The sequence below is a fragment of the Streptomyces pseudovenezuelae genome (assembly GCF_001513955.1).
GTDB classification, from domain to species: Bacteria; Actinomycetota; Actinomycetes; order Streptomycetales; family Streptomycetaceae; genus Streptomyces; species Streptomyces pseudovenezuelae.
In genome coordinates, this window is sequence record NZ_KQ948153.1 from 1 (window position 1) to 14,740 (window position 14,740).

Consider the following 14,740-nt stretch of genomic DNA (forward strand, 5'->3'; position numbering starts at 1 on the left):
CCCGCAAGCCCTCACAAGGAGCACCCACCATGACCGACCTGGCCATCGCGGCGAACGGACTGCGCAAGGCCTACGGGGACAAGACCGTCCTCGACGGCATCGACATCCAGGTGCCGGCCGGCACGATCTTCGCCCTCCTCGGGCCGAACGGCGCCGGCAAGACGACCGCCGTGAAGATCCTCTCCACTCTGGTCTCCGCCGACGCGGGCACCGGTGCCGTCCACATCGGCGGCCACGACCTGGCCGCCGACCCGCAGGGCGTGCGGGCCTCGATCGGGGTCACCGGGCAGTTCTCCGCCGTGGACGGGCTGATCACCGGTGAGGAGAACATGCTGCTCATGGCGGACCTGCACCACCTGTCCAAGGGCGAGGGGCGGCGGGTCGCCGCCGAACTGCTGGAGCGCTTCGACCTCACCGAGGCGGCCAAGAGGCCCGCCTCGACCTACTCCGGCGGCATGAAGCGCCGCCTCGACATCGCCATGACCCTGGTCGGCGACCCGCGGATCATCTTCCTCGACGAACCGACCACCGGCCTCGACCCCCGTTCCCGGCGCACCATGTGGCAGATCATCAGGGAACTGGTAGCCGGCGGTGTCACGGTCTTCCTCACCACGCAGTACCTGGAGGAGGCCGACGAACTCGCCGACCGCATAGCCGTCCTGCACAACGGCACGATCGCCGCCGAGGGCAGTGCCGAGGAACTCAAGCGCCTGGTCCCCGGCGGACACGTCAGGCTCCGCTTCACCGACCCGGACGCCTACCGCGGCGCCGCCCGCGACCTGCGCGAGGTCACCCGGGACGACGAGTCGCTCACCCTGCAACTCCCCAACGGCGGCAGCCAGTCCGAGCTGCGCGCCCTGCTCGACCGGCTCGACGCGGCCGGAATCGAGGCCGACGAGCTGACCGTGCACACCCCCGATCTCGACGACGTGTTCTTCGCCCTGACCGGCGGCGCCGACGTCACCGACCAGACCGACCTCACCGACCAGACCAAGGAGACCGTCCGATGAGCACCCTCTCCCTCGCCGTGCGCGACTCGTCCACGATGCTGCGCCGCAACCTCCTGCACGCCCGGCGCTACCCCTCGCTCACCCTGAACCTGCTGCTCACACCGATCATGCTGTTGCTGCTCTTCGTCTACATCTTCGGCGACACCATGAGCGCGGGCATCGGCGGCGGCGACCGCTCCGACTACATCGCGTACCTGGTCCCCGGCCTGCTGCTGATGACGATCGGCTCCACCACGATCGGCACCGCGGTCTCCGTCTCCAACGACATGACCGAGGGCATCATCGCCCGCTTCCGGACCATGGCGATCCACCGCGGCTCGGTGCTCGTCGGACACGTCGTCGGCAGTGTGCTGCAGTCGGTCGTCAGCGTGGTCCTGGTCGGCGCGGTCGGCGTGGCCATCGGCTTCCGCTCCACCGACGCCACCGCCCTGGAGTGGCTCGCGGCCTTCGGACTGCTCGTGCTCTTCGCCACGGCGCTCACCTGGATCGCCGTCGGCATGGGCCTGATCAGCCCCAACGCCGAGGCCGCGAGCAACAACGCCATGCCGCTGATCTTCCTGCCGCTCATCTCCAGCACCTTCGTGCCGGTCGACGCGATGCCGGGCTGGTTCCAGCCGATCGCGGAGTACCAGCCCTTCACCCCGGCCATCGAGACCCTGCGCGGCCTGCTCCTCGGCACCGGGATCGGCAACAACGGCTGGATCGCGGTCGCCTGGTGCCTCGGCCTCGCGGTACTCGGCTACCGCTGGTCGACCGCGAAGTTCAACACCGACCCGAAGTGACCGTCAGGGCAGTGGGGCGCGGGTCAACTCCCGCGCCCCATCGGCACATTGATCGGCGGACCCTGTCAGCCGGCCCGGTAGGGCTCGCCGAGATCCCATGCCTGGTGCATCGCCGCCGCGAAGGCCGCCGCGAGCTTGTGCTCGCCGCTCGCGTTCGGATGGGTGCCGTCGTAGGTGTCGAGGCCGATGTCGTACGACGCCGGGGGCGACGCCGGCAGCAGGGGGGAGCGGGGCTCGTCCAGGTCGGCGATCACCTTGGCCAGCAACTCGTTGAAGCGGGTGACCTGTGTCGCGAAGGGCGCGTCCGACTCCGCCCGGACGTTGGGGATCACCGGGAGGACGGCCATACGGATGCGAGGGTTCGCCCGGCGGGCCTCGGCGACGAAGGCGCGGACGTTCTCCGCGGTCTGTTCCGCGTTCGTGTAGAAGCCCAGGTCGATCAGGCCCAGCGAGACCAGGAGCACATCCGCCCGGTGTGCGCGCACGGCCTCACCGATCAGCGGGGCCATGTGCAGCCAGCCCTCGCCCCAGCCGGCCAGGTGGGCCCTCGGGAAGTCGGGATCGGCGTACGCGTACGACGTCGGGGCGTCCGCCGCCTTGTCGTACAGCGTCTCGCGCGGGCCCACGAGGGCGAAGGGGCCGGCGTAGGTGTCGCGCAGGTGCTGCCACATCCGGTACCGCCAGGTGTGCTCGCCGGCGCTTCCGATCGTCATCGAGTCACCGACCGGCATGAATCTGAGCATCCGCTCATGATGGATCACCAACGCCCCGGATGACATGTGAGCCCGGCCACGCCGACCACTGTCCGGCGGCCCGGGCAGGCTTGCGCCTGCGTCCGCCGTCCAGGGCGCGCCTGCGCCACCCCCTCCCGGCCACCCCCGTCAAACGTCCGGCGGGATGGCAGGCTTGGGGTATGCGTCGACCCTTTGCCCTGCTCGCCGGGATCCTGCTCGTGGGTGCCTTCGCGCTGCCCGCCGCCGTGCCCGCCTCCGCTGCCGACGGGGACGGCAAGGGGGACCAGGGCTTCACCATCAGCGATCCCCGGATCACGGAGTCCAGCGGACTCGCCGCCTCGCGGCAGCACCCGGGGATCTACTGGACCCACAACGACCAGGACACCGGCGCGTACCTGTACGCCGTCGACAGCGCCACCGGCAAGACCGTCGCCAGGATCACCATGACCGGCGTGGGCACGCCCCGGGACGTCGAGGCCATCGCGATCGGGCCCGACAACCAGATCTGGGTCGGCGACATCGGCGACAACGACGGGGTCACCTGGCCCTATGTGTGGATCTACAAGCTGCCCGAGCCGAAGGTCCTCAAGGACCAGTCCGTCAAGGCCGCCCAGTACGTCGTGAAGTACACCGACGGCTCGCGCGACGCCGAGTCGATGGTCGTCCACCCCCGCACCGGTCGCGTCTACATCATCGACAAGCAGGAGGACGGCGGCCATCTCTACGAGGGGCCCACCACCCTGTCCTCCTCCGGGACGAACGTCTTCAAGCCCGTCAAGGCCGTCGACCTGTGGGCCACCGACGCCGCCTTCTCTCCGGACGGCCGGCAGCTCGTCGTACGCGGGTACTTCGGCGGTATCTGGTACGACTGGAACGGCGGCGACATCAAGCGGAAGGGGCGGATCAGCGTGCCCCTCGGGCAGGGGGAGTCCGTCTCCTACTCCCCGGATGGGACCAAGCTCCTGCTGGGCATGGAGGGCGCCGACAGCAAGGTGGAGGCCCAGGACGCGCCCGCCGGCGGCGGGTCCAAGTCGCCTTCCGGGAGCGGGAGTTCCTCGGCCTCCGAAGACGGCGGCAGCGGGACCTCCAGTGGCACCGTCAAGATCGGCGTCCTGGCCCTGGGAGCCGTCGCCGCCCTCTTCGGGCTCCGGCGGCTGTTCCGGCGCTCCTGAGCCCCCGACGGGGGTTCCGGAAGCGGGGCCCGTGACCTCGGACACACAAGGTGACGTCCAACATCTTGACGTGTTCATGTGACCTGACTTCCATGGGAGGTGCAGGGTGGTGGGAGCGCTCCCACCTCGTTCCGGGCCCGCGCCTCCCGAGAGGAAGCACATGTTCCGCAGCTTGCGAAGAGCGCTGTGCGCGGTGGCGGCGGCTCTCCTGGTGCCGCTGGGGACCGCTGGTCTTCAGACGGCCGACGCCGCCGAAGCGGCCGGTGCCGGCTACTGGCACACCAGCGGCCGCCAGATCCTGGACGCCTCCGGGCAGCCGGTCCGGATCGCCGGGATCAACTGGTTCGGCTTCGAGACCAGCAACCAGGTCGTGCACGGCCTCTGGTCCCGCGACTACAAGTCCATGATCGACCAGATGAAGTCGCTGGGCTACAACACCCTCCGCATCCCCTACAGCGACGACATCTTCAAGTCGGGGGCCGTCCCCAACAGCATCGACTTCTCCAGCGGCAAGAACGCCGACCTCCAGGGGCGCGACTCCCTCGGCGTCCTGGACAGACTCGTGTCGTACGCCGGTCAGGACGGCCTCAAGGTCATCCTCGACCGGCACCGCCCGGACTCCGGCGGCCAGTCGGCGCTCTGGTACACCGCCGCGGTCCCGGAGTCGACGTGGATCGCCAACCTCAAGGCGCTGGCGACGCGTTACAAGGGCCAGGACACCGTCGTAGGCATCGATCTGCACAACGAACCGCACGATCCCGCCTGTTGGGGCTGCGGGGACACCGCCACGGACTGGCGGCTGGCGGCCCAGCGGGCCGGGAACGCGGTGCTGTCGGTCAACCCCGACCTGCTGATCTTCGTCGAGGGCGTGCAGACCGTCAACGGCGTCTCCGGCTGGTGGGGCGGCAACCTGATGGGGGTCGCCCAGTACCCGGTGCAGCTGAACGTCGCGAACCGGGTCGTGTACTCCGCCCACGACTACGCCACCAGCGTGGCCCAGCAGAGCTGGTTCAGCGACCCGTCCTTCCCCGCCAACATGCCGGGGATCTGGGACAAGTACTGGGGTTACATCTTCAAGCAGAACATCGCCCCGGTGTGGGTGGGCGAGTTCGGCACCACCCTCCAGTCGACCGTGGACCAGAAGTGGCTGGCGGCGCTGGTGAGTTATCTGCGGCCGACGTCGACGTACGGCGCCGACTCCTTCCACTGGACCTTCTGGTCCTGGAACCCCAACTCCGGTGACACCGGCGGGATCCTGAAGGACGACTGGCAGACCGTGGACACCGTCAAGGACGGGTATCTGGCGAGCGTGAAGGCGCCGGGCTTCCCTTCGAGCGGCGATCCCGGGGACCCGGGTGACCCCGGCGGCTCCACGGCGGCCTGCACCGCCGCCTACACCGTCAGCAGCGACTGGGGCGGCGGCTTCAACGCCGAGGTGAAGGTGACCAATTCGGGATCGACGGCCCTGTCCTCCTGGAAGGTGACCTGGACCTGGCCGGGCTCGCAGAAGGTCACCTCCATGTGGAACGCCTCGTACACCCAGACCGGCTCGACCGTGACCGCGACGAACGCCTCGCACAACGGGGCGATCGCGGTGGGTGGTTCGGCGAGCTTCGGGTTCGGTGGCGCGCCCGGGGGCGGGGGTGTGCCGAGTGTGACGTGCGCGGCGGCGTGAGGCACGGGTGACGGGAGGCGCTCGGCGGGTGTCGAGTGCCTCCCGATCAAAGGAGTTTCAAATCTTTCGTTGAGCTGATTCTCATCTTTGCTTTTCTTCGGCAGGATTCGGTCCGGATCGTGAACTTTTCGGTCCGGACCCAACCCCCCATCGTTTGAGAGAACTTGATGAGAAGAAGCGCAGTCGCGCTGTGCGGCACGACCGTCGTCCTGGCCGGGGCGCTCACGGCCGTCCCCGCCGAGGCCGGCACGTCGTCCGCCACGGTCACCGCCCAGTCGGTGGCGAAGGTCAGCTGGAAGAAGTGCGGCACCGACGACACTCCGACCCTCCAGTGCGGGTCGGTCAAGGTACCGCTCGACTACGCCAAGCCGCAGGGGCGGAAGATAACCCTGGCCCTGTCCCGGGTCCCGCACACCGCGAAGAAGTACCAGGGCCCGCTGCTGGTCAACCCCGGCGGCCCCGGCGGCAGCGGACTCGGCCTCGCCGGGTTCGTCGCCTCCAACCTGCCCAAGGCGGTCGCGGCCCAGTACGACGTCATCGGCTTCGACCCGCGCGGGGTGGGCAAGAGCTCGCCCGCCCTCGACTGCAAGCCGGGCCACTTCAACCCGGTCCGCCCCGCGAGCGTCCCGAGCACGCCCGCGATCGAGAAGGCCAACCTGGAGCGCGCCAAGTCCTTCGCCGCCGCCTGCGGCCGCAAGTACGCGGACGTGCTCCCGTACATCAACACGATCAACGCCGTGAAGGACATGGACTCGATCCGCAAGTCCCTCGGCGCCAAGAAGATCAACTACTTCGGCTACTCGTACGGCACCTACCTGGGCCAGGTCTACGCGAAGCTCTTCCCGGGCCACGTGCGCCGCCTGGTGCTGGACTCGATCGTCGACCCCGACGGGGTCTGGTACGACGCCAACATCTCGCAGGACTACGCCTTCGACGCCCGCCAGAAGGCGCTCATGGCGTGGATCGCCAAGTACGACTCGACGTACAAGCTCGGCACGAACCCGGCCAGGATCGAGGCCAAGTGGTACGCCATGCAGGCCCAGCTGGCGAAGACGCCGGCCGGCGGCAAGGTGGGCGCCGCCGAGCTGGAGGACACCTTCATCCCGGGCGGCTACTACAACGGCTACTGGCCCACCCTGGCCAAGGCGTTCGCCGCGTACGTGAACGACAAGAACACCGCCCCGCTGGTCGAGGCCTATGACAACCTCGCCGCGATCGACGCCTCCGGCGACAACGGCTACAGCGTCTACACGGCCGTGCAGTGCCGTGACGCCTCCTGGCCGCGCGACTGGAAGCAGTGGCAGAAGGACAACTGGGCCGTGTACAAGAAGGCCCCGTTCATGGCGTGGAGCAACGCCTGGTACAACGCGCCGTGCGCGTTCTGGCCCACGAAGACACTGAAGCCGGTGAACGTCGCCAACTCCAAGCTCCCGCCGGTGCTGCTGTTCCAGGCGACGAACGACGCGGCCACCCCGTACCAGGGCGGCGTCACCGTCCACCGTCTGCTCAAGCACTCCAGCCTGGTCGTCGAGCAGGGCGGCGGCAACCACGGCATCTCGCTGAGCGGCAACGCCTGCCTCGACAAGTACCTGGCCAAGTACCTGACCGACGGCACGGTGCCGCGCGGCCACGGCACCGCCGACGCGGTCTGCCAGAAGCTGCCCGACCCGAAGCCGCAGGCGGCCACGTCGGCCCACGCGGCCCTGAGCGGCACGTCCGCCCCGGCGGCCACGCTGTCCGGCGGTGCCGGTCTGCACGGGCTGATCGGCATCCGCGGCTGAGTCCGGACAGTCACACAGAAGAGGGGCGCCCGGTGAACACCGGGCGCCCCTCACTGTCGTACCGGGATGATCAGAGCTTCTCGATCACGTAATCGACGCACTTGGTGAGCGCCTCGACGTCCGCCGGGTCGATCGCCGGGAACATCGCCACGCGCAGCTGGTTGCGGCCGAGCTTGCGGTAGGGCTCGGTGTCCACGATGCCGTTGGCGCGCAGCACCTTGGCGACCGCGGCCGCGTCGATCTCGTCCGAGAAGTCGATCGTGCCGATGACCTGGGAGCGCTTGGCCGGGTCGGTGACGAACGGGGTCGCGTGCTTGGACTCCTCCGCCCAGCCGTACAGACGCGTCGAGGAGTCCTTCGTACGGGCCGTCGACCACGCCAGACCGCCCTGGCCGTTGATCCACTCCAGCTGCTGGTTCAGCAGGAAGAGGGTGGCGAGGGCCGGGGTGTTGTACGTCTGGTTCTTGCGGGAGTTGTCGATCGCCGTCGGCAGCGAGAAGAACTCCGGGACGTGGCGGCCGGACGCGTGGATCCGCTCGGCGCGCTCGATCGCGGCCGGGGAGAACACGCCGATCCACAGGCCGCCGTCGGAGGCGAAGGACTTCTGCGGGGCGAAGTAGTAGACGTCCGTCTCCGCGATGTCGACCGGCAGTCCGCCGGCGCCGGAGGTGGCGTCCACCAGGACCAGCGCGCCCTCGTCCGCGCCGGCCACCCGCTTGACCGGGGCGGCGACACCGGTGGAGGTCTCGTTGTGGGTGAACGCGTACACGTCGACGCCGGCCTCGGCCCGCGGCTCCGGGTGGGTGCCCGGATCGCTGGAGATCACCGTGGGCTCGGCCAGCCAGGGGGCCAGCTTCGAGGCCTTGGCGAACTTCGAGCTGAACTCGCCGAACGTCAGGTGCTGCGACTTGTTCTCGATCAGGCCGTGCGTCGCGACGTCCCAGAACGCGGTGGAGCCGCCGTTGCCGAGGACGACCTCGTAGCCCTCGGGGAGCGAGAACAGCTCACTGATGCCCTCGCGCACCTTGCCGACCAGGTTCTTGACCGGGGCCTGGCGGTGGGAGGTGCCGAGAAGAGAGGTACCGGTTGCGGCCAGCGCGTCCAGCGCTTCCGTCCGCACCTTGGAGGGGCCCGCGCCGAATCGACCGTCGGCGGGCTTGATGTCAGCGGGAATCTGGATCTCAGCCACGAGGGGAGCGTAGCCGTTGCGGGAAACCTGGTCGAAACGCAGTCCGTCGGGTGAGACGCGGCGGTGTTGACCGGGCTGGTTTGCTGGAGTCATGACGGATCTTGAGGCCGATCTGCGCGAGGCCGTCCGGGGCGAGGTCGGTTTCGACGTCACCTCCCGGGCCCTGACCACCATGGACGCGTCCAACTACCGGCGCGTCCCCCTCGGGGTGGTCGCCCCGAAGGACGCCGACGACGTGGCCGCCGTGCTGGAGGTCTGCCGCGCCCATGGCGTCCCCGTCGTCCCCCGCGGCGGCGGCACCTCCATCGCCGGACAGGCCACCGGGACCGGAGTCGTCCTGGACTTCACCCGGCACATGAACAAGCTCCTGTCCGTCGACCCCGGGAGCCGTACCGCCCTTGTCCAGCCCGGCCTCGTGCTCGACCGGCTCCAGGATGCCGCCGCGCCGCACGGGCTGCGGTTCGGGCCCGACCCCTCCACCCACAGCCGGTGCACGCTCGGCGGGATGATCGGCAACAACTCCTGCGGCTCGCACTCGGTGGCGTGGGGGACCACCGCCGACAGCGTGGCGGAGCTGGCCGTCGTCACCGCGCGCGGGCAGCGGCTGCGGCTCGGGCAGGACTGGGCCGGGGCACCCGCGGGCCTGCGGGAGCTGGTCGACGGCGAGCTCGCACGGCTGCGCACCGGCTTCCCCGAGCTGCCCCGGCGGATCTCCGGGTACGCCCTGGACGCCCTGCTGCCGGAACACCGGGCCGACGTCGCCCGGTCCTTCTGCGGCAGCGAGGGCACCCTCGGCGTGCTCACCGAGGCCGTCGTCCGGCTGGTGGAGGCGCCACGCGCGCGTGCCCTCGCCGTCCTCGGGTACGCGGACGAAGGCGCGGCCGCCGAGGCCGCCGCCGGGCTGCTCGTGCACCGCCCCCTGACGGTGGAGGGCATGGCGGCCGACCTGGTGCCCTCGGTGGCCGCGCTGCCGCGGGGCGGAGCCTGGCTGTTCGTGGAGACGGGCGGCGCCAGCGAGAGCGAGGCACGCTCGCGTGCGGAGCGGATCGTGCGCGCGGCGGACGTCCTCGACGCGCACGTGGTGACCGACCCGGCCGGGCAGCGGGCGCTGTGGCGCGTCCGCGAGGACGCCAGCGGTACGGCGACCCGGATGCCGGACGGTACAGAGGCCTGGCCCGGCTGGGAGGACTGCGCGGTGCCGCCGCGGCGGCTCGGGGCGTACCTGCGGGACTTCCGCGGGCTGCTGGGAGCCCATGGGCTGCGCGGCACCCCGTACGGACACTTCGGCGACGGCTGCATCCACGTCCGTATCGACTTCGACCTGCTGACACCGGCGGGGATCGGGAGGTTCCGCCGTTTCTCCGAGGAGCTCGCCGAGCTCGTGGCGGCCCACGGCGGGTCCCTGTCCGGCGAGCACGGGGACGGACAGGCGCGGGCCGAACTGCTGCCGACGATGTACGGCCACGAGATGGTCGCCCTGTTCGAGCGGGCCAAGGCGGTGTGGGACCCGGACGACCTGCTCAACCCGGGCATGCTGGTCCGCCCGGCCCCCCTCGACACCAACCTCCGCTTCTCCGTCCTGCCCCGCGAACCGGTCGACGTCGCCTTCGGCTACCCGGCCGACGGCGGTGACTTCTCCGCCGCCGTACGCCGCTGCGTCGGGGTCGCGAAATGCCGTACGACACCGTCGTCCGGGGCCGCCGTCATGTGCCCGTCCTTCCGGGCCACCGGCGAGGAGGAGCACTCCACGCGCGGGCGTGCCCGGCTGCTGCACGAGATGCTGGCCGGGGAACTGGTCACCGACGGCTGGCGTTCAACGGAGGTCCGTGACGCGCTGGACCTGTGCCTGTCCTGCAAGGGCTGCCGGTCCGACTGCCCGGTCGGGGTCGACATGGCCACGTACAAGGCGGAGTTCCTGCACCACCACTACGCGGGGCGGCGGCGCCCGGCGTCCCACCACAGCATGGGCCGGCTGCCGGAATGGCTGCGCCGGGTGGACCGTGTGCGGGCGGCCGCCGTGGTCAACGCCCTCGCCTCGGTACGGCCGTTGGCGGCCCTCGCCAAGCGGCTGGGCGGGATCGCGCCGGAGCGGCGGATCCCCCGGGTGGCCACCCGGACGTTCAGCCGGTGGTGGGAGGGCCGGAACACCCGCGGCACCGGTGACCTGGTCGTCCTGTGGCCGGACACCTTCACCGAGCACCTCTCGCCGTCCGTGGGGCGGGCGGCCGTACGGGTGCTGGAGGCGGCGGGGCTGCGGGTGGCGCTGCCGCCCACCGTGCACCTGGAGAAGCCGCCGGTGGGCGACGGCAGGACGGTCGCCCTCGACCCGGTCTCCCTCCTGCGGGGCCGGGGCCGGGTCTGCTGCGGCCTGACGTACGTGTCGACCGGACAACTCGACCACGCCCGTGCGGTGTTGCGCCGCACCCTCGACCTGATGACCCCGGTGCTGGAGACCCCGGCCCCGGTCGTCGTCCTGGAACCGAGCTGCGCCGCCGCCCTGCGAACCGACCTGCCGGAACTGCTGCACGACGACCCAAGGGCGGCCCGTCTCGCCTCCCGGGTGCTGACCTTCGCGGAGGCCCTGGAGCGGCTCGCCCCCGACTGGCGGCCACCGGCCCTGAACCGCCCCGTCGTCGGCCAGACCCACTGCCACCAGCACGCGGTGCTGGGCGACACGGCCGACCGCCGGCTGCGCGAGGCCGCGGGACTCACCGGCGACCTGAGCGGCGGCTGCTGCGGACTCGCGGGCAACTTCGGCTTCGAGAAAGGGCACTTCGAGGTGTCCCGGGCCTGCGCGGAGGAGCAGCTGCTGCCGTCCGTCCGGCAGGCTCCGCGGGAAGCGGTGGTGCTGGCCGACGGATACTCCTGCCGCACGCAGTTGGAGCAGCTGGCGGGCGCGCGGGGGAGGCATCTGGCGGAGGTGCTGGCGGAAGCGCTCGAACCGGAGAGCCCCGAGTCCTGAGCCCTGAGCCCCGAGCCCCGAGCCCCGAGCCGGCAGGGTGCGGCCGGCCGGGATACTCGGGCCGTGGAAACGAACACTCGTCTCATGGACTGGACCCTGCGTCCCGCGACGCAGGCAGACGTCGAGGTCATAGCCGAACTGCGGGCCGTGGTCATGCGCCCCGACCTGGAGCGGCTGGGCCGGTTCGACGAGCACCGGGTGCGGCAGCGGTTCCGGGACGCCTTCGTCGAGCGGCACCTGTCGATCATCGTGGCCGAGGGCCGGCTCGCGGGCTGCGTCGCCCTGCGCCCGGCCGCGGACGGCCTCTGGCTGGAGCACTTCTTCATCGACCCCGGACTCCAGGGCCGCGGCCTCGGTTCGGCCGTTCTGCGCGGCCTGCTCGCCCGGACCGACGCCGACGGCGCACTCGTCCGTCTGAACGTCCTCCAGGGCAGCGCGGCCCGCCGTCTGTACGAGCGCCACGGCTTCGGCGTGGAGTCCGAGGACCCGGTCGACGTCTTCATGGTGCGCGCACCGCGCCGGTAGCTGTTCTCCCACGGGGGCGGTCGCCGAGTCGGCCGGGACAGTCGTATAACGGGTTTACGCACATGACCGAGTCCACTATCGTGAACCTGGTAGTGCAGCATGATGGACGAGCCCCGAGTCGACCCCTGGAAGCCCCGTGACCACCTCCAGCAGTGCCCCGACGTCGTCGCCGACCTCGGCGGCCACCCCGCCCCCGCACGGGCCCGGCCGCTTCGGCTCCCTCGGCCCCGTCGGGCTGGTGCTCGCCGGAGGCGTCTCCGTGCAGTTCGGCGCCGCGCTGGCCGTGACCCTGATGCCCAGGGCCGGTGCCCTCGGGGTCGTGACCCTGCGACTGCTGGTGGCCGCGGTCGTCCTGCTGGTCGTCTGCCGGCCCCGGCTGCGCGGGCACTCCCGCACCGACTGGGGCACGGTCGTCGTCTTCGGCCTCACCCTCGCCGCCATGAACGGCCTCTTCTACCAGGCCGTCGACCGCATCTCGCTCGGCGCCGCCGTGACCCTGGAGTTCCTGGGCCCCCTCGCCCTCTCGGTGCTCGCCTCCCGCCGCGCGGTCAACACCGTCTGGGCCGCGCTCGCGCTCGCCGGTGTCTTCCTCCTCGGCGGCGGGGACTTCGGCGACCTGGACCCGGCCGGTGTCCTGTTCGCACTGGGCGCGGGCGCCATGTGGGCGTCGTACATCGTCTTCAGCGCGCGCACCGGCCGCCGCTTCCCGCAGGCCGACGGACTCGCCCTGGCGATGGCGGTCGGCGCGCTGGCGTTCCTGCCGCTCGGCATCGCGGAGTCGGGCACCAGGCTTCTCGACCCGGTGACCGTGGCCCTGGGCGCGGCGGTGGCCCTGATGTCCTCCGTCCTGCCCTACACCCTCGAACTCCTCGCCCTGCGCAACCTGCCCGCCTCCGCCTTCGCGATCCTCATGAGCCTGGAGCCGGCCATGGCCGCCCTCGCCGGGTTCCTGATCCTCGACCAGGCCCTGTCGCCGCTCCAGGCCCTCGCCGTCGCCCTCGTGATCGCGGCGAGCATGGGAGCGGTGCGGACGCAGGTGGGGCGGGGCAAGGCGATGACTCCCTGAGGCTGCGCGGGCGGTGCGTGCCGTTGGTCAGTCCACGGCCTTCTCCCACACCGAGACGTGTGACTCGCTCTCGCTGGTGAAGGGCGCCCGGTTCCAGTCCGCCCATCGCTCCCGCAGCCGCATCCCGGCCAGCCGGGCCATCAGGTCGAGTTCGGCCGGCCAGACGTAACGGAAGGGGATGGACCGGAAGGAGCCCCGGCCGTCCTCCGTGACCCTGACGTGGTGGGAGGACATCGCCTGGGTCACGGTGTCGTAGGTGTCGAACCCGAGGCGGTCGGTGCCGACGTGGAACGGCACCGTGTTCTGCCCGGGAGGCAGCCTGCGCAGCCCGGGGACCATGACCTCGACGACGAAGGTCCCGCCCGGCTCCAGGTGAGCGGCGACATTGCGGAAGCAGTCCACCTGGGCGTCCTGGGTCGTCAGGTTCATGATCGTGTTGAAGACCAGGTAGGCGACCGAGAAGGTGCCGGGAGCGCGGGCCGTCGCGAAGTCCCCGATCGTCACCCCGACCGCCTCACCGCCGGGCTTGGCCCGCAACCGGTCCGCCATCGCCCGGGACAGCTCGATGCCGTGCACCCCGACCCCGCGCCGCGCCAGCGGCAACGCGATCCGCCCGGTCCCGACCCCCAGCTCCAGGGCCCGCCCCTCGCCGGCGAGCTCCGCCAGCACGGCCACGGCCGGCTCCACCGCCCCGGGCGCGAACATCGCCGCCGACGACTCGTCGTACGTCGCCGCGACGGACTCTCCGAAGTACCCGTCGTCATCGGTCACCGGGGGACGCTACTGCGGGGGCGCGGACGCGCGCCTCCGAATATCGGGTCCACAGTCGGGTCCACTATCGGATCCAATGTCGGATCGCAAATTAATGCAAGCATGCTTGCTTGTTTCTTGGGTCGCTGACATCCTCGCCCCATGGCAGACCCCACGCCCGTCATCGACGACCTGTGTGCGGAGAGCGAGGAACTCGACCTGTTGGTAGCCGAGTTGAGCCAGGAGCAGTGGTCCTTGCCGACCCCGGCCCCCGGCTGGACCGTCGCCCACCAGATCGCCCACCTCGCCTGGACCGACCACTCCTCCCTGCTCGCCGTCACCGACCAGAAGGCCTTCTCCCGCGAGGTCGAGAAGGCGCTGGCCGCGCCCGGGGACTTCGTGGACGAGGGTGCGGAGGAGGGGGCCCGCAAGCCCCCGTCCCGGCTGCTCGCCTACTGGCGGGCGGGCCGCGAGGACCTGGCCGAGGCCCTGCGCGCGGCGCCCGCGGGGGCCCGCTTCCCCTGGTACGGGCCGCCCATGTCCACCGCCTCCATGGCCACCGCCCGTCTCATGGAGACCTGGGCCCACGGCCTGGACGTGGCGGACGCGCTGGGGGTGACCCGGACGGCGACCGACCGGATCCGGCACATCGCCCGCCTCGGCGTCCGCACCCGCGACTTCGCCTTCGGCGTGCACGGACTGACCCCGCCGTTCGAGGAGTTCCGCGTCGAACTCACCGCACCTTCAGGGGAGGTGTGGACCTTCGGCCCCGAGAACGCCACCGACCGCGTCACCGGCCCCGCCCTCGACTTCTGCCTCCTGGTCACCCAGCGCGCACACCGCACCGACCTCACCCTGCGCGCGGAGGGCGAGGACGCCGACCAGTGGCTCGACATCGCCCAGGCCTTCGCCGGCCCGCCGGGGGCCGGGCGCGCGGCGAAGGGGGTGTCCGGGTGACCTTCGCTAGGGGGACGCGTGGACTGTCCGTGGTGAGTTCCCTCGGTAGGGGTGACGCGTGTGCTGCCCGTGGTGAGGGCTCTGGTCTCGGGATGGGTGCTGGGGGTGTGGATGCTGCTCGGTGGCTCGACGGCGCC

Annotated in this window: 12 protein-coding genes; 9 read left to right on the plus strand and 3 right to left on the minus strand. The window is 71.2% G+C overall.

Annotated features, from left to right (window positions below; translation table 11 throughout):
• Positions 1 to 29: 29 nt before the first annotated feature.
• Both AQI94_RS36725 and AQI94_RS36730 read left to right on the plus strand, forming a co-directional pair.
• Positions 30 to 1,010, plus strand: a complete 981-nt coding sequence (locus AQI94_RS36725; RefSeq protein ID WP_062230158.1) for an ATP-binding cassette domain-containing protein — start codon at positions 30 to 32, stop codon at positions 1,008 to 1,010.
• A complete protein-coding gene (locus tag AQI94_RS36730; protein ID WP_031055360.1) occupies positions 1,007 to 1,792 on the plus strand; it encodes an ABC transporter permease in 786 nt (261 codons plus the stop codon). Before AQI94_RS36725 ends, AQI94_RS36730 begins: the two co-directional genes overlap by 4 nt.
• A gap of 65 nt (positions 1,793 to 1,857) precedes the next feature.
• Here AQI94_RS36730 and AQI94_RS36735 read toward each other — a convergent pair whose 3' ends face one another.
• A complete protein-coding gene (locus AQI94_RS36735) occupies positions 1,858 to 2,535 on the minus strand; it encodes a GDSL-type esterase/lipase family protein (protein WP_031055357.1) in 678 nt (225 codons plus the stop codon).
• Between the two features lie 170 nt (positions 2,536 to 2,705).
• On the opposite strand from AQI94_RS36735, the gene AQI94_RS36740 reads away from it, so the two are divergent.
• The 3 genes from AQI94_RS36740 to AQI94_RS36750 all read left to right on the plus strand — a co-directional run bounded on the left by AQI94_RS36740 (position 2,706) and on the right by AQI94_RS36750 (position 7,154).
• On the plus strand, positions 2,706 to 3,698 hold the full coding sequence (locus AQI94_RS36740; protein WP_031055354.1) for a WD40 repeat domain-containing protein: 993 nt from the start codon (positions 2,706 to 2,708) through the stop codon (positions 3,696 to 3,698).
• A gap of 160 nt (positions 3,699 to 3,858) precedes the next feature.
• A complete protein-coding gene (locus AQI94_RS36745) occupies positions 3,859 to 5,373 on the plus strand; it encodes a cellulase family glycosylhydrolase (RefSeq protein ID WP_031055352.1) in 1,515 nt (504 codons plus the stop codon).
• Positions 5,374 to 5,540: 167 nt separating this feature from the next.
• Complete coding sequence (locus AQI94_RS36750; RefSeq protein WP_031055350.1) at positions 5,541 to 7,154, plus strand: alpha/beta hydrolase; 1,614 nt, start codon at positions 5,541 to 5,543, stop codon at positions 7,152 to 7,154.
• A 70-nt stretch (positions 7,155 to 7,224) separates the two neighbouring features.
• Here AQI94_RS36750 and serC read toward each other — a convergent pair whose 3' ends face one another.
• Positions 7,225 to 8,343, minus strand: coding sequence for a phosphoserine transaminase (serC, locus tag AQI94_RS36755; RefSeq protein WP_031055348.1), 1,119 nt, complete (start codon positions 8,341 to 8,343; stop codon positions 7,225 to 7,227).
• Positions 8,344 to 8,434: 91 nt separating this feature from the next.
• Between serC and AQI94_RS36760 the strand changes: the two genes are divergently transcribed.
• From AQI94_RS36760 to AQI94_RS36770, 3 genes are all read left to right on the plus strand, one after another.
• Positions 8,435 to 11,305, plus strand: coding sequence for an FAD-binding and (Fe-S)-binding domain-containing protein (locus AQI94_RS36760; RefSeq protein WP_031055346.1), 2,871 nt, complete (start codon positions 8,435 to 8,437; stop codon positions 11,303 to 11,305).
• Between the two features lie 84 nt (positions 11,306 to 11,389).
• The gene (locus AQI94_RS36765; RefSeq protein ID WP_031055344.1) at positions 11,390 to 11,830 is read left to right on the plus strand and encodes a GNAT family N-acetyltransferase; all 441 of its coding nucleotides are present in this window, start codon (positions 11,390 to 11,392) and stop codon (positions 11,828 to 11,830) included.
• A gap of 136 nt (positions 11,831 to 11,966) precedes the next feature.
• Positions 11,967 to 12,896, plus strand: coding sequence for an EamA family transporter (locus AQI94_RS36770; protein ID WP_031055341.1), 930 nt, complete (start codon positions 11,967 to 11,969; stop codon positions 12,894 to 12,896).
• A 27-nt stretch (positions 12,897 to 12,923) separates the two neighbouring features.
• Here AQI94_RS36770 and AQI94_RS36775 read toward each other — a convergent pair whose 3' ends face one another.
• Entirely contained in the window at positions 12,924 to 13,667 is a 744-nt protein-coding gene (locus tag AQI94_RS36775) for a class I SAM-dependent DNA methyltransferase (RefSeq protein WP_031055337.1), read from the minus strand.
• A 141-nt stretch (positions 13,668 to 13,808) separates the two neighbouring features.
• On the opposite strand from AQI94_RS36775, the gene AQI94_RS36780 reads away from it, so the two are divergent.
• Positions 13,809 to 14,603 carry a TIGR03084 family metal-binding protein gene (locus tag AQI94_RS36780; protein WP_031055335.1) on the plus strand — a complete coding sequence of 265 codons (795 nt, stop codon included), beginning with the start codon at positions 13,809 to 13,811 and terminating at the stop codon, positions 14,601 to 14,603.
• Positions 14,604 to 14,740: the final 137 nt, after the last annotated feature.

What these genes read in the sequence shown, in the direction of transcription:
- AQI94_RS36725 (WP_062230158.1), top strand. Translation starts at nt 30, where the DNA reads ATGACCGACCTGGCCATCGCGGCGAACGGACTGCGCAAGGCCTACGGG.
- AQI94_RS36730 (WP_031055360.1), top strand. Translation starts at nt 1,007, where the DNA reads ATGAGCACCCTCTCCCTCGCCGTGCGCGACTCGTCCACGATGCTGCGC.
- AQI94_RS36735 (WP_031055357.1), bottom strand. Translation starts at nt 2,535, where the DNA reads ATGCTCAGATTCATGCCGGTCGGTGACTCGATGACGATCGGAAGCGCC.
- AQI94_RS36740 (WP_031055354.1), top strand. Translation starts at nt 2,706, where the DNA reads ATGCGTCGACCCTTTGCCCTGCTCGCCGGGATCCTGCTCGTGGGTGCC.
- AQI94_RS36745 (WP_031055352.1), top strand. Translation starts at nt 3,859, where the DNA reads ATGTTCCGCAGCTTGCGAAGAGCGCTGTGCGCGGTGGCGGCGGCTCTC.
- AQI94_RS36750 (WP_031055350.1), top strand. Translation starts at nt 5,541, where the DNA reads ATGAGAAGAAGCGCAGTCGCGCTGTGCGGCACGACCGTCGTCCTGGCC.
- AQI94_RS36760 (WP_031055346.1), top strand. Translation starts at nt 8,435, where the DNA reads ATGACGGATCTTGAGGCCGATCTGCGCGAGGCCGTCCGGGGCGAGGTC.
- AQI94_RS36765 (WP_031055344.1), top strand. Translation starts at nt 11,390, where the DNA reads ATGGACTGGACCCTGCGTCCCGCGACGCAGGCAGACGTCGAGGTCATA.
- AQI94_RS36780 (WP_031055335.1), top strand. Translation starts at nt 13,809, where the DNA reads ATGGCAGACCCCACGCCCGTCATCGACGACCTGTGTGCGGAGAGCGAG.